Genomic DNA, 14,674 nt, shown 5'->3' on the forward strand with positions numbered 1-14,674 from the left:
ATCCGCCCATGAGACGCCTCGAAATTGCCGTGTCTGGCACAAGCCAGGCCATGACCGACCTGGCCCAGGAGCTCGAACTGCACGGCCACGGTGTTGTGCATCTTGAATCAGCGCACCACCACACAGCGGTAGACCTGTTGATTGATGACGGGACGCTGCCCTGCACCCTAGACGCCCGCTCAAACCTTCAGGTGCGTGTGGCGCTCCAGGCTTTTCCCGGCCAGGCATTGCCACAGCCGGTGGTGGTTTTCCGCGACAGCGCGCATCGGCCGTTGTCCCAGGAAGTGATCGCCCCGCAAGGCTGCGGCAACGGCCAGTCTCTGCGACTACGCGCCTTGGCGGCGGTGGTCGAGCACGGTGCGCGACTGGTCAGCCAGCTTTCCCGGGACGAAGCCTGCTTCGATCACTGGCCGACGGTGCAGACCGACGCCTGCGATGAATCGTTGCAGGGACTGGATGTGTTGGAGCCGCTGGCCTTCGAACACCACCTCAATCGGCCCGCGGTGCCTTGGCTGCTGGCTGCAGCCGAAGTGCCGGTCATGCATGACATCGAGCAGCGCATGCTCAATGACGGTACGCAAGCGGCCCTGTGGGTCGACGGTCAGCTTGTCGACTACAAGTCCTTGCGCAGTCTGGCGTTGCGCTTGCAGGAGCCGATGCTCAAGCAACTGGCCGGGGCAAAACCTGGAGTGATTGGTGTCTGCCTGCCCAAGTCCGCACAGTTGTACGCAGCTATCCTGGCGGTGCTGGGTTGCGGGGCGGTGTACCTGCCGCTGGACCCGCAGCACCCCGCGCAACGACGGCGCTTTATCCTGGAGAACGCCAACGCCGACTTACTGCTGCACGACGGTGACAGCGACCTGGGCGAGCTGTCGCTGCCGACGCTAGATGTACGCAAGCTGCCTTCACCCAAACCCGGCATCCCGGCCTCGCTGATCCGCCGCGTGGTGGACAGCGACGAACCGGCCGTGGCGATCTACACGTCCGGCACCACCGGCCAACCCAAAGGCGTGCTGCTCAGTCATCGCAACCTCAGCCATTTCTGCGCCTGGTATAGCGACTATGTCCGCTTACAGCGTGACAGCCGGGCATTGCAGTTCTCCACCATCAACTTTGACGCATCGCTGCTGGATATCCTGCCGACCTTCATCCAGGGTGCGACGCTGGTGGTGCCCAGCGAAGACCAGCGTCGCGACCCGCAGCAACTGGTGGCGCTGATTCAGCAACAGCATGTCACTCATGCTTTCCTGCCGCCCGCGCTGCTGAGCGTGATGCCGCTGGATGCACCGTTGGGGCTGGAACACCTGATTACCGGCGGCGATGTCTGTGAGCCGTTCGTGATCGAGCAGCTCGCACCGCAGTGCAGTTTCCACAACATCTACGGCCCCACCGAAACCACGGTGCTGGTCACCACCCGGCAATTCGGTGTCGGTGACAACAACCGCAACCTCGGTGTGCCCATCGCCAATGGCCGGGTGCTGATTCTGGATGAGCAGCTGCAACCGGTGCCCCAAGGCACACCGGGCGAGCTGTACATCGCCGGGCCTGGGGTCGGCCTCGGCTATCTGAACGACCCGACGTTGACCGCGAGCCGCTACCTCAACCTGACGCTGCCTGGCGGGGCAACGCTGCGGGTTTATCGCACGGGCGATATCGCCCAATGGACCGACCACGGCATCGAACTGTGTGGTCGGCGCGATAACCAGGTGAAGATCCGTGGCTTTCGGGTCGAACCCGAGGAAATCGAGCATTGCCTGCGCGACAGCCAGTTGTTTCGCCAAGTAGCGGTGGGGGTCGATGACCGACGGCGGATCCTGGCGTTTCTGGTTCACCCTCGGGAAGAGCGGGCCGGCGCTGCCCTTCAGGCTTTGCGCGAGCATGTACAAAACGCGCTGCCCAGCTACATGCACCCGGCGGCCTACGTGCAATTGCCCAGCCTGCCCTACACCAGTAATGGCAAAGTCGATCGCCGGGCCTTGCTCGCCACGGCGGTGCAAGTGCAGGTCGGCAGCCATCGGCGCCAGCCGCAGAACGTTCTGGAAACGCAGCTGCGGCAACTGTGGGCCGAGTTGCTGGAGCTGCCGGTCGACGACATCGCCACCGATGAAAGCTTCTTCAATCTCGGTGGCCATTCGATCCTGCTGTCACAACTGTTGCTGGGGGTCCGCGAAGCCTTCGGGCGCAGCCTGTCGATCAATCGCTTCATCGAAGCACCTACGCTGATCACGCTGGCGAAGTTACTGGACGATCCTGCGCAAAACAGCACATCGACCCTCAGCCCCCAGGCCTTGATCGATGCGCAAGCGGAACTCAACCTCGATCCCCTGCCTGTCAGCCGGTGTGGTGATGTGCACAAGGTGGTGGTGACCGGCGCCAACAGTTTTCTTGGGGTACACATCGTCGAGGCCTTGCTGGCCTGGGGCGCCACCGAAGTCGCGTGCCTGGTGCGCGAATCCGGCGGACAAAGCGCGGCCGAACGCTTTGCCCAGGCCCTGCGGGACAATCGGCTGAACCACCTGGACCTGAGCCGCGTCAGTGTCTACGCCGCCGACATCACCCAACCGCAATTGGGTTTGCCAGACGACGTCTATGCCCGCATCGACCGCACCTTCGGCGCGTTGGTGCACAACGCCGCCCACGTCAATCATGTGCTCGACTACGAGTCTTTGGCGCGGGACAACGTGGAGCCGATCTTCGAATGCCTGCGCCTGTGTGAAGGGCGCAGCAAGAAGATCTTCAACTTCGTCTCTACGCTGTCGGCGTCCAGTGCGCTGGATGCCGACGGCCAGGTCCTGGAGCAGCCCGCCGCAGAGACGCCGCCGATCTACATCAAGAACGGCTACAACCTGTCCAAATGGGTCGGCGAACGGATCCTGCAGCGCGCTCGGGATCGCGGGGTGTGGGTCAATCTGTTTCGCCCCGGCAACATCAGTTTCAACAGCCTGACCGGGGTCTGCCAGCCCCACAAGAACCGGTTGATGCTGATGCTCAAGGGCTCGATCCAGCTCGGTCAGGTGCCGGATCTGTCCCTCAACTTCGACCTGATGCCGGTGGACTTCCTGGCGCGCTTCATCGCCTTCCACGCCAGTCGTTATCAGCCGACGCAGGCGGTGTTCAACCTGCACAACCCCGAGCCCTTGAGCTGGGACGCTTATGTGGCGTCGTTTCGTGACAGCGGCCGGGAATTTTCCCTGGTCAGCGTCGCCGACTGGCAACGGCAACTGGGCCGAGTCGATGCTGACAATGCGCTGTTCGGCGTACTGGGTTTCTACCTCAACGGTTTCGAGGAAGACATCGGCGACATCTCGTTGATCAACCACGCCAACGCCCGGGCCGGTGTACGGCAGATGGGTGCCCGCTACCCGGAAAAATCCCCGGCCTTGCTGCGCCGCGGCGCTGATTACCTCAAGGCCATCGATTTCATCTGAAGCACCCCTCAACTGTAAAAAAAGGAGCAAGACCATGAATGCACTTCAACCCGACACCTTGATCAAGAACCCCCACGCCTGCGAGGTCGAAACGTCAGTGGAAGTACCCGCCAACGCGGCGAGCGTCTGGGCAGTGGTGGGCAATTTTGCAAGGTTCGATCGATTCATCCCGGCACTTGAGCACATCGAAATGACCGGCGAGGGCGTGAGGTCCCTGCGCAAGAAGTTTTTCCGCGACGGGCAGAACCTGGTGGTGGAACAGCTCAACAGCCATGATAATCAGGCCATGCACATGACCTGGACGCTGATCTACAACACCCTGGGCATCGATAACCTGTGGGCGGCAATGCGCGTCGAGCCCCTGGCGGACAACCGCTGCCGCGCCACCTGGACCATCATCGCCGACCACACCGATGCCCATACCCCGTCCGGCTTCCGAGATTTCCTGCAAGGGTTTGCCGATGAGGCGATGGGGAATGTGCAAGTGATGTTCAAGTAAACCTTGTGGGAGCGAGCCTGCTCGCGAAAGCGGCGGGTCAGCTGGCGATGATGTTGGCTGTGCTGTCGCCATCGCGAGCAGGCTCGCTCCCACACTGATTTCGGTTGGGCGCAAGATCCAGTCACACCGCCAATCCCCTGTGGGAGCGAGCTTGCTCGCGAAAGGGGTGGGTCAGCTGGCTGATGATGTTGGCTATGCCGCCGTCTTCGCGAGCAGGCTCGCTCCCACACTGATTTCGGTTGGGCGCAAGATCCAGCTCCACCGCCAATCCCCTGTGGGAGCGAGCCTGCTCGCGAAAGCGGTGGGTCAGCTGGCGATGATGTTGGCTGTGCTGTCGCCATCGCGAGCAGGCTCGCTCCCACACTGATTTCGATTGGCCGCAAGATCCAGTCACACCGCCAATCCCCTGTGGGAGCGAGCTTGCTCGCGAAAGCGGCGGGTCAGCTGGCGATGATGTTGGCTGTGCTGTCGCCATCGCGAGCAGGCTCGCTCCCACACTGATTTCGATTGGCAGCAAGATCCAGTCCCACCGCCGATTCCCTGTGGGAGCGGGCTTGCTCGCGAAAGCGGTGGGTCAGCTGGCGATGATGTTGGCTGTGCTGTCGCCATCGCGAGCAAGCTCGCTCCCACAGTTTTGGTTCCGGGGTGGGCGCAAGATCCAGTCACACCGCCAATCCCCTGTGGGAGCGAGCCTGCTCGCGATGGCGGCGGCACGGTTGGCGGTGAGGTCGGCTGAGATCAGATCTTGAAGCTGTCCACCAACTGCTTCAGCCGATTGGCCTGTTGCGACAGGGCATCGCAATCCTTCAGGGTTTCATTGAGGTTGGCGACGCTTTGCTGGTTCAGCAGGTTGATGTGGCTGACATCCATGTTGAGGGTTTCCACCACGGCGGTCTGTTCTTCGGTGGCCGCGGCCACCGACTGGTTCATGCCGTCGATTTCACCGATGCGCTGCGTCACGCTGACCAGCCGCAGACCCGCCTGGTTGGCCACTTCCACACTTTCTTCGCTGGAAAGCTGGCTGGCGTTCATCGTCGTCACCGCTTCACGGGAACCGACCTGGAGCGAGGTGATCATCTTGTGGATTTCTTCCGCCGACTCCTGGGTGCGGTGCGCCAGGTTGCGCACTTCATCGGCCACCACCGCAAACCCGCGCCCGGCTTCACCGGCACGGGCCGCTTCAATGGCAGCGTTCAGCGCCAGCAGGTTGGTTTGCTGAGAGATGCCCTTGATCACGTCCAGGATGTGCCCGATGTTGTCGGTGCTGGCGTTCAGGGTTTCGATCTGGGTGCACGAGAGGCTGATCTTCTGTGACAGCTCGGTCATGGCCTGGATGGTTTTTTCCACCACCTGGCGTCCGTCATCGGCTTGTTCGCTGGCACCGCTGGCCTGTTGCGAGGCGTCGGCGGCATTGCGGGCGATTTCCTGGGTCGCGGCGCCCAACTGATTGATGGCCGCTGCCACGCTGTTGGTGCGGGCGCTCTGTTCGTCGGAGCCAACGAGCGAGGCATTGGACGAAGTCATCACCCGCTGCGACAGGTCATGCACTTGTCGAGTGGCGGAAGACACCTCCGAGATCGACGCGTGAATCCGCTCCACGAATTGGTTGAACGAGCTGCCCAGCTCACCGAACTCATCCTTGCCCTGGACCACCAGACGCCGGGTCAGGTCGCCTTCACCTTGGGCGATGTCCTGCATGGCGCGCCCCATGGTGGTCAATGGACGCATCAACACCTGGATCAACAGGCTCAGCAACAACGCAATGGCCGCCACCGCCACAAACATCGCAATCAGCGCCGAGGTACGGAAATGGCTCAGCGGTGCGTAGGCCTTGTCTTTGTCGATCGACAGACCGATGTACCACTGGGTATTCGGCAGGCCCGCGACGGGGGTAAACGAAAGAATGCGGTCCTGCCCATTGAGCTCAACCTCCTGGATACCTTTCTCGATGCGCACTGGCGTACCGGGGTAGATGTCCTTGAGGTTCTTCATCACCTGGTCCTTGTCCGGGCTGACGATGACCTGACCGTCGCCGCTGACCAGAAACCCATGGCCGATGCCGCCGAAATCCACGGAGTTGATGATTTTCACCAGGGTTTCCAGGCTCAGGTCGCCCCCCACCACACCGAGCAGCTCACCGTTGTGCTTCACCGGCAGGGCGATGGTCACCACCAGGCCGCCGACCGCAGCCAGGTAGGGCGGGGTCAGCATGGTTTGATCGATGGTGACTGCCTGTTTGTACCAGGGGCGCTGGCGCGGGTCGTAGCCGTCGGGCATTTTTGCGTCAGGGCGCTGGGTGAAGACGCCGTTGGCCTGACCCACGTAAGTGAACTGGAAATTCGACGTCAGCGCCGGCTGATCCACCAGCCCCGGCAGATCGGCACCCGCGCCCTGGTGCGCAATATTCTGCGCCAGGTTTTCCAGCACCAGCACCCGGCCGCTCATCCAGTTCTGGACGCTGCTGGCCGTCAGGTCGCCGGACTGCTGGATGGAGGATTCGAGACTGCTGCCAATGGTTTTTCGTTGCAGGTAGTCGTTGTAGAGCGTGAACAGGGCAAAAGCCAGAACGACCACACCAGAGGCGGCCAGAAGGATTTTATGGCTGAACTTCAGATTCATCGACAGGCTTCTTATGCAGGGAGTGGGGGTGCATTCCGGTTGCAGCATTCATGTCACAGCGCGGGCGGACTTGTGATCTGCTCCACTTTGGTGCACGCATATAACGCTGTCGGCAAAAGTTAAAAAAATATGAGCCCTTTAAACAAATGGGCGACGGAAGGACACGGTGCGTCGAACGGTGGTTGCAAATTCACTGACCCCTGATGACAATGCGACCTATTATCATTTGCGACATCCAGGCCTTCGCGTTCATGTCATCTCCCGAGTTTGCAGTACAGACGCTCTACAGCAACCATCACGGCTGGCTTCACACATGGCTGCGCAGCCGCTTGGGCAATGCTGCCGACGCAGCGGACCTGGCCCAGGACACCTTCGTGCGCCTGCTGCAACGCACCGAACGCCTGGAGCTCAAGTCGCCCCGCGCCTTTCTACGCACCATCGCCCAAGGCCTGGTGATCGATCATTGGCGCCGGGAAGAAATCGAACGCGCTTACCTGGAATCCATCGCCCACCTGCCACCCGCCCAAGCCCCCGACACCGAAGCCCAGGCCTTGATCCTGGAGCTGCTGGAAGCCATCGCCAGAATGCTCGAGGGCCTGAAGCCGAAAGTGCGCAGGGCATTTCTGCTGGCCCAGTGCGAAGGCCTGACGTACAAGCAGATTGCCGAGCAGATGGGCATTTCCTTGCGCTCGGTGGAACGATACGTCGCCGATGCGCTGTATCACTGCTATGTGTTGCGCTATGAAAGCTGAGCCTGTGGATAACGTGTTGAATCGACGCAGCGGCCCATCCCAACAGGTAGTCAGGCAAGCGATCAACTGGCTGCTGCGCCTGCGCAACCATGCTGCCAATCCGGCCTTGCGCCAACAATGCGAGGTCTGGCGCGCCGCCCATCACGAACACGAATTGGCCTGGCAGCGGGTGCAAGCGCTGCACAGTGAGTTGACCTCGAACCTGCGGGCGGTCCCCGGCGCCCACGTCGCTCTCGACACCCTGGAAAACAGCGCCCAGCGACTCGGTCGGCGCCAGGCCTTGAAACTGTTGTCGGGGGTGGCGCTGATAGGCTCCGCCGCCTGTCTGGGCAAGGACCTGGGCTGGCAGCCGTGGAACGCGGATTTCGCCACTGCCACCGGCGAACATCGAGGTTTCCAGTTGCCCGACGGTACGCGGCTTGAACTGAACACTGACAGCGCCGCCGACCTGGACTACACGACCGAGCATCGCCTGATCAGCCTGACGCGAGGTGAAATCATGCTCACCTGCGGACGCGATCCCGCGCGGCCGCTGCTGGTGCGCAGCCGACATGGCCTGTTCGAAGGGCTGGACGGGCGCTTCGTGGTACGGCAGGACAATGCCTGCACACGCCTGAGCGTCACCCGTGGCAGGGTCGCGATCCTTTCACACCGTGGCGCCGATGGTGCCCCGCTACAGGTGAGCGCCGGGCAGAGCTATCTGCTCAGCTCATCGACAGCGACCATGGCGCCGCCGCTGGATATGGACATCGGTGCCTGGGCGGAGGGTTTGCTCGTGACGCGCAACATGCGTCTGGAGGACTTCCTCAACGAGGTAGGACGTTACCGCCAGGGCTATCTGAAATGCGCCGCGTCGATTGCGGACCTGCGCTTGTCAGGCGTTTTCCGCCTGGAAGACACCGACAGGTTGCTGGCCGTCCTGCCGCGCACGCTCCCCGTTCAATTACGCTATCGAACCCGTTGGTGGGTCACGGTGCAGGAATCGGTCTGATTTTTTTTGGCGGGTTTTGCGCGCAAGTCCGGCTAGGACAGTAAGCAACGCTTATCTGCCCTTAGCGACTCCAACGGAAACCCACAATGACTGAGCGCGTAAACCTCAACATCCCCTTTGGCTGCTCCTCGCAAACAGGCCTGTTGCGCCATGCCATCCGTGCTGCACTGTTCTGCACGGTGTTGAGTGCGGGCGCCGTGCCGATGTTCGCCGTCGCGGCGCAAGACGGTGTCACCACCGCGCGCCAGAGCTACAACATTGCCGCCGGCCCCCTGAGCGATGTGCTGAACCAGTTCGCTCGTCAGGCCGGCATCACCCTGGCAAGCACTCCGCAGCAGACGAGCGGTATCCAGTCCCCGGGACTGCACGGCGAGTATTCGACGGACCAGGCCCTGAGCCATCTTCTCAGCGCTTCAGGCCTGACCGCCGTCAGCCCGGATGGCAGCAGCTATGTGCTGCAAACCGAGGCCTCGGGCGGCACGTTGGCGCTGCCGACCACCGACATCAAGGGGTTTGCCCTGGGTAACGCCTTGGGCAGCATGGCGGGCTACAACGCCACCCACAGCCAGGTCGCCACCAAGACCAGTACCGCCCTGCGGGAAACCTCGCAAAGCGTCTCCGTGGTCACCCGCGAGCAAATGGACGACCAAGGCGCGCAAACCGTCTCCCAGGCCATGCGCTACACCCCAGGGGTATTGACCAACCCCTACGGCGCGACCCATCGCTACGACTACGTGGCGATGCGCGGCTTCAACGATGGCTCGGTGGACAACATCTACCTCGACGGCCTCAAGTCCATGGGCGACAGCGGCACCTACAGTTCCATGCAAGTCGACCCGTACTTCCTTGAGCGGGTCGACATTCTCAAAGGCCCGTCCTCGGTGCTCTACGGGCGTAGCTCGCCCGGCGGCCTGGTGGCACTCACCAGCAAGAAACCGCTGTACGAGGCCTATCACCAAATCCAGGCCACGGTCGGCACCCAGGGCCAACGCGGCATGGGCTTCGACTTTACCGGGCCGGTGGATGATGACAAACGCATCGCCTATCGCCTGGTGGGCCTGGCGGATACGTCCGACACGCAGTTCGACCACACCAAGGAAAAGCGCTTTGCCCTCGCCCCCACGGTGAGCATCGACTTTACCGAAGACACGTCGCTGACACTTCAGGCCTACCTGCAGCACGACCCCGACGGGGGTTATCACGGCGGCATGCCAGCCGACGGCACCTTGCATCAGCGCAACGGCAAGCGTATCTCGGAAAATTTCTTCGAAGGCGAGCCGGGCGTCGATGGCTATGAACGTGATCAGCAGTCGTTCGGCTACCAGTTCGAACACCGTTTCAACGATGTCTTCACCGCCCGGCAGAACTTCCGTTACCTGGACTCCCAAGTCACCAATGATCAGGTCTACGCCTACGGCTGGACCACGCCGACCAGCAACGAGCTGAACCGCTACTACACCGGTGCCGAAGAAAAACTGCATTCGTTCATCGTCGACAACATGCTGCAGGCTGAATTTTTCAGCGGGGCGACCAAGCACACCGTGCTGATGGGCGCTGACTATCAGCGGCGCAAGACCGTGGTGGATTGGACCAGCGGCAGCCTGGCCCCGATCAACGCCTTCGACCCGGTCTATGGCAACTCGGCTATCACCTACTTCAGCCCCACCAGCTACCTGCGACGCCTGGAACAGACCGGTGTCTACCTGCAAGACCTGATCGAGATGGATAAATGGCGTTTCTCCCTGGGCCTGCGTCAGGACTGGGTGAAAACCTCGGATGAAAACCGCATCGCTGAGTTCGGCCGCCCGGAAGGCACCGAGATCAACGACAAACGCAGCAAGCTCACAGGCCGCGCCGGGGCGCTGTACCTGTTCGACAACGGCCTGGCGCCGTACGTCAGCTACTCCGAGTCGTTCAACCCCAACTCCTACGCCGACAGCGCCGGCAACCCGCTGTCGCCGACCGATGGCAAGCAATGGGAACTGGGCCTGAAGTATCAGCCACCGGGTACGGATGACCTGTACACCGCCTCGCTGTTCCGCATCGACCAGGAGAACCTGGCGACCAAACTGCCCCAGGAAAACTTCTACCGCGCCGTCGGTGCCGTTCGCTCCCAGGGCCTGGAACTGGAAGCGCACCTGCAACTGACCGAGCAGTTCAAAGTGCTGGGCAGCTACACCTTCACCGATATCGAGTATTCGAAATCGATGATCAGCACATTGAGCACTGCCACCGACATCATCGAAAACAAGGGCAACTCACCGACCCAGGCCCCACGCCACATGGCTTCGGTGTGGGCGGACTACAAGTTCGACAGCGGCGCGCTCGATGGCCTGAGACTGGGCGGTGGCGTACGTTATGTCGGCTACAGCTGGGCCGATGCGGAAAACACCATGAAGGTGCCGTCCTATACGTTGTTCGATGCGTCGGTGGGGTATGACCTGGGCAAGGTCGGCTTGAAAGGTGTGGACGTGCGCCTGAACGCAAACAACCTGACCAACGAGACCTACGTCGCCTCCTGCGCCAGCCTGAGCTACTGCTACCTGGGCGAAGAACGCAACGTGGCGGCGACGGTGAGTTACCAGTTCTGACCCGTTCTCTTTGGTAACTCATTCTCTGTGGCGAGGGAGCTTGCTCCCGCTGGACGCGAAGCGGCCCTGTTTTTTTGGGGGCTGCTGCGCCACCCAGCGGGAGCAAGCTCCCTCGCCACAAGGTTCGGTTTTTACTTCTCGAACCTGTTTGCGTCAAACCCGCACCGCATCCCCTTCCTCCCGCACCACACCCTCTTCCCGCACAAACCGGTTCGCCCGCCCAAACGTGCCGAAATCATTGAACCGCACGCCCATCTCACGCATCACTTTGTGGGCCACCGGCACCGTCATCTGGCGGATGTAGAACGGCTCTTTGACCACGAAATGATGGACCCCGTGGCTACTGCCGAAGTTGAAGCAGAACGCCTGCAATGGCCACAGCCACCAGGGGTTGAGCACCTGGGTTTGCTGGATGACATTGCCCGGCTCGATGTCGCCGTAGTAATGCATGTTCGAGCTGATGAAATGCAGGCAAAAGGTGCGCAGCACGTTCGGGCCGATGATCACCACCGCTGCGATATCGATCACGTGCATCACTGCCAGCGTGGTCGGCGACCAATCAATCGACGTGCCAAGCAAATAGGCGACAGCGTTGGCCCCATGGAAACCGAGAAACACGTACCACGCGCCCCAGTGCAACAGCGCCAGCGGGAAATACACCTTCAGCGTGCGCTTGAGGATGCTGCGCTTGTGCGCCCAGGTCTTGGCCCGCAGCAGGCGAATGAAGGCCGACATCACGTTGTCGCCCACCATCAGCAAGCGCGCCAGCCCCCAGGGCTCGCCATTGGTAATGGCCCGCTCTTCCAGGTCGGCCTCGCTGCCGGACACTTTGTGATGATTGAGGTGCAAATGGCGGCGGATCCACGGGTTGATGGTGCTGGGCCGCGCCAGCCAGACCAGGCCCATCATCAGGTTGTGGGGTACGCGTTGCTTGCGAAAATACATGCTGTGGATCAGGTCGTGTTCCAGCTCGTGGGTCAGTGAAGCGAAAAAAGCGTTGAGCAGCAGGCATGCCCAACCGGCCAGGTGACCGTTGATGTAGAGCAGCGCCGAACCGACCATCCCGGCCAGGGCGAACGCCAGGATGCCCGCGCCCAACGCATCCTGATGACGCAGGATCGGGTAGCGCTGGCGCAGTTCTTCGCCTCGGGCCAAGACTACCTGGCGAATATGGGCCGATCGCTGTTGTGCATTCAATCGCTCGGGGCTTGCGCAAGTGCCGTGCATGGCTTACATCCTCTTCTATCGATGTGCTCATCCTGCCGGGCGATGCCCCCTAGGGTGGTAGCCGTAAACGCCAACCTGTTGACCGCAAGCGCCAATCGCCATGACTGAACCCACCTCCCTCGCCAGTTGGACCCGCGCCCTGCGCAAACAGCTTGATGCGTTGGGCCTGGACAGCCATGCCCTGTGCCTGGAGGCCGGGCTCGATCCGCAGTTGATGGACGACCCGAATGCCCGTTATCCGCTCTCGGCCACCACGCGCCTGTGGGAACTGGCCGTGCAGGCCAGCGGTGATCCGGCGATCGGCCTGCGGGTTTCGCGCTTCGTCAGTCCCACCACGTTCCACGCTCTGGGTTATGCCCTGGTGGCCAGCGGCAGTTTGCGAGAAGTGTTTGAGCGAATCGTGCGTTATCACCCGGTGGTCAGCGATGCGTTGATGCTGCAACTGAGCCGCTGCGAAGACCGATACCGCTTCACGCTCGACGTGCCCCAAGGCCGGGCGACGCCGGCCTTTGAAGCCATCGATGCGTTCGCCGCGATTTACGTGCGCACGTGTCGCAACCGACTGGGCCGCGATTACGCGCCGCTGGCGGTGTACTTGCGGCGCCCGGAACCGACGGACCCCGGCCCCTGGCATAAAGTGTTCCGTTCACCTGTGTATTTCGGCGCCGAGCAAGATTGCCTGGAATTCAGCCTCGTCGATTTCGACAGCCACCTGGACGACGCCAATCCGGAGCTGGCTGAACACAACGAGACGGTACTCAAGCGCACCCTCGCCCAGCTCCAGCCGCTGACCTGGGAGCGCAAGGTGCGAGCCGCTATCGAGGCCCAACTGCCCGAAGGCGAACCCAGCGCCGAGCGCATCGCCCAGGCCATGCACCTGAGCCTGCGCAGCCTGCAACGGCATTTGGCCGATGAAGGCTGCCGCTTCGACACGCTGCTTAACGAATGTCGGGAAAACCTGGCACTGCTGCACCTGCGCGACCCGCAGTGCTCACTGAGTGAAGTCGGTTATCTTCTGGGCTTTGCCGATGCCAGCAGCTTCAGCCGGGCGTTCAAGCGCTGGACCGGAATGACGCCGGGGCAGTTTCGGGATGGGTTGCGCTAGGGGTTTGCGTTGGCTGGGCCGGCCCTATCGCGAGCAGGCTCGCTCCCACATTGTCTTGAGGTGAACTCAACATTCAGGCCCGCCACCAACGCTGTGGGAGCGAGCCTGCTCGCGATAGCGGTGGATCAGTCGATACAGGCCTTCAGATCGTGGTCAATGCCCGCAACCGCTCGATATCCAGGATTTCAATCTCACCATAAGCCAACTGCACAATGCCCTGGGCCTGAAGGTCCTTGAGGATCTGGTTGGTGGTCTGGCGCGACAGTGAGAGCATGAGCGCCAGTTGCTCCTGGGGCAGTTGCAAGACCCGTCGCGCCGGTTCGATTTCGCCGTAGCCTTCGGCGATCATCAGCAGGCGATTGGCAACACGTACCGGGGCGGGCATCAGGCTCAGGTGTTCGAGATTGATGAAGGTCAGGCGCAGTTTGTGGCTCATCAGCCGCGCAATATCTCGCCAATAGACCGGATGTTCTTGCAGAAACGCCATCAACGGCGCCTGAGGCAAGTGCAGCAAGGTGCACTGGCCCACGCTCACCGCGTCATGGGTGCGCGGCTGGCCATCGAACAGGCAGATTTCACCAAACCAGTGGGGGGCTTCCACCACACTGAGCAGCGCTTCCTTGCCCTGTTCGTTCACTGCGCCGATCCGTACCGCGCCCTCCAATACGGCGTACATCCCGCAGGGTGGGTCACCGCGCTGAAACAGCCGATGCCCCGGCACCAGGCGGCGCACCCGCGACATGCCCAACAGACTATTCTGTAACTCAGCGGGCAAGTGGCTGTACCAGTGACCGGCCAACAGGTGCGAGTGCCAGGGATGGGTATTCATGGAAACTCCGGGACAAGTGTCGGCTAACTGACAGAACGCCTCGTGGAACCCGGGCATCATGCAGGCATCACCTCAGGAGGAACAACAATGAAAAGCCTCGTTGATCATCTCAGTCAATACGCTGCCTACCACCGCGACCCACGCAACATCGCCACGCACTTCATCGGTATTCCGCTGATTTTCGTCGCCGTCGCCGTACTGCTGTCACGGCCGGGTTGGCCGGTGGGCGCGGTCCTGGTGTCGCCGGCGCTGCTGATAGCGGTAGCCAGTGCCTGGTTCTATCTACGCCTTGAGTTGCGCCTGGGGGTGCTGATGACGGTACTGCTGGCCCTGGCGCTATGGCTGGGCCAGGTGCTCGCCGCGCAAAGCACCTTGGTGTGGCTGGGCAGTGGCCTGGGGATGTTCGTGGTGGGCTGGGTGATCCAGTTCGTCGGTCACTATTACGAAGGCCGTAAACCGGCGTTCGTCGATGACCTCACCGGGTTGATTGTCGGGCCTCTGTTCGTGGTGGTGGAGGCGGGTTTCCTGCTGGGGCTTCGTAGCGAACTGAAGCGGGCCATTGAAGAACGCGCCGGGCCCGTGGCCTTGCGTCACCAACGCTCGGCCGTCTGAATCTGTGGGAGCAAGGCTTGC

The 14,674-nt window shown here is 61.9% G+C and carries 10 protein-coding genes and 1 pseudogene; 7 read left to right on the forward strand and 4 right to left on the reverse strand.

Going from position 1 to position 14,674, the window contains the following annotated elements; all coding sequences use genetic code 11:
• The first annotated feature begins 8 nt into the window (after window positions 1-8).
• Together AC3I65_RS25595 and AC3I65_RS25600 are read left to right on the forward strand one after the other, a co-directional pair.
• Window positions 9-3,428, forward strand: coding sequence for an amino acid adenylation domain-containing protein (locus AC3I65_RS25595; protein WP_488524270.1), 3,420 nt, complete (start codon window positions 9-11; stop codon window positions 3,426-3,428).
• A gap of 34 nt (window positions 3,429-3,462) precedes the next feature.
• The gene (locus tag AC3I65_RS25600; RefSeq protein WP_488524271.1) at window positions 3,463-3,927 is read left to right on the forward strand and encodes an SRPBCC family protein; all 465 of its coding nucleotides are present in this window, start codon (window positions 3,463-3,465) and stop codon (window positions 3,925-3,927) included.
• A gap of 738 nt (window positions 3,928-4,665) precedes the next feature.
• Here the strand turns inward: AC3I65_RS25600 and AC3I65_RS25605 are convergent.
• Both AC3I65_RS25605 and AC3I65_RS25610 read right to left on the reverse strand, forming a co-directional pair.
• On the reverse strand, window positions 4,666-5,451 hold the full coding sequence (locus tag AC3I65_RS25605) for a methyl-accepting chemotaxis protein (protein WP_370695180.1): 786 nt from the start codon (window positions 5,449-5,451) through the stop codon (window positions 4,666-4,668).
• Between the two features lie 117 nt (window positions 5,452-5,568).
• Window positions 5,569-6,594, reverse strand: a pseudogene (locus AC3I65_RS25610) (cache domain-containing protein); the annotation flags it as partial.
• A 203-nt stretch (window positions 6,595-6,797) separates the two neighbouring features.
• Here AC3I65_RS25610 and AC3I65_RS25615 point away from each other — a divergent pair.
• From AC3I65_RS25615 to AC3I65_RS25625, 3 genes are all read left to right on the forward strand, one after another.
• Complete coding sequence (locus AC3I65_RS25615; protein WP_047230328.1) at window positions 6,798-7,298, forward strand: sigma-70 family RNA polymerase sigma factor; 501 nt, start codon at window positions 6,798-6,800, stop codon at window positions 7,296-7,298.
• Complete coding sequence (locus tag AC3I65_RS25620) at window positions 7,288-8,289, forward strand: FecR domain-containing protein (RefSeq protein WP_488524272.1); 1,002 nt, start codon at window positions 7,288-7,290, stop codon at window positions 8,287-8,289. The genes AC3I65_RS25615 and AC3I65_RS25620 overlap by 11 nt, the downstream gene beginning before the upstream one ends.
• An 86-nt stretch (window positions 8,290-8,375) precedes the next feature.
• Window positions 8,376-10,880 carry a TonB-dependent siderophore receptor gene (locus AC3I65_RS25625; protein WP_488524273.1) on the forward strand — a complete coding sequence of 835 codons (2,505 nt, stop codon included), beginning with the start codon at window positions 8,376-8,378 and terminating at the stop codon, window positions 10,878-10,880.
• Window positions 10,881-11,033: 153 nt separating this feature from the next.
• Here the strand turns inward: AC3I65_RS25625 and AC3I65_RS25630 are convergent, their stop codons facing one another.
• The gene (locus tag AC3I65_RS25630; protein WP_076383228.1) at window positions 11,034-12,107 is read right to left on the reverse strand and encodes a fatty acid desaturase; all 1,074 of its coding nucleotides are present in this window, start codon (window positions 12,105-12,107) and stop codon (window positions 11,034-11,036) included.
• A gap of 100 nt (window positions 12,108-12,207) precedes the next feature.
• On the opposite strand from AC3I65_RS25630, the gene AC3I65_RS25635 reads away from it, so the two are divergent.
• Entirely contained in the window at window positions 12,208-13,212 is a 1,005-nt protein-coding gene (locus AC3I65_RS25635) for an AraC family transcriptional regulator (protein ID WP_047230303.1), read from the forward strand.
• Window positions 13,213-13,354: 142 nt separating this feature from the next.
• Here AC3I65_RS25635 and AC3I65_RS25640 read toward each other — a convergent pair whose 3' ends face one another.
• Window positions 13,355-14,041 carry a Crp/Fnr family transcriptional regulator gene (locus AC3I65_RS25640; RefSeq protein ID WP_047230304.1) on the reverse strand — a complete coding sequence of 229 codons (687 nt, stop codon included), beginning with the start codon at window positions 14,039-14,041 and terminating at the stop codon, window positions 13,355-13,357.
• Between the two features lie 87 nt (window positions 14,042-14,128).
• Here AC3I65_RS25640 and AC3I65_RS25645 point away from each other — a divergent pair, with 87 nt between their 5' ends.
• Window positions 14,129-14,653, forward strand: a complete 525-nt coding sequence (locus tag AC3I65_RS25645) for an Mpo1 family 2-hydroxy fatty acid dioxygenase (RefSeq protein WP_076383226.1) — start codon at window positions 14,129-14,131, stop codon at window positions 14,651-14,653.
• The last annotated feature ends 21 nt before the right edge of the window (window positions 14,654-14,674 follow it).

The sequence above is a fragment of the Pseudomonas sp. N-1-13 genome (assembly GCF_057787095.1).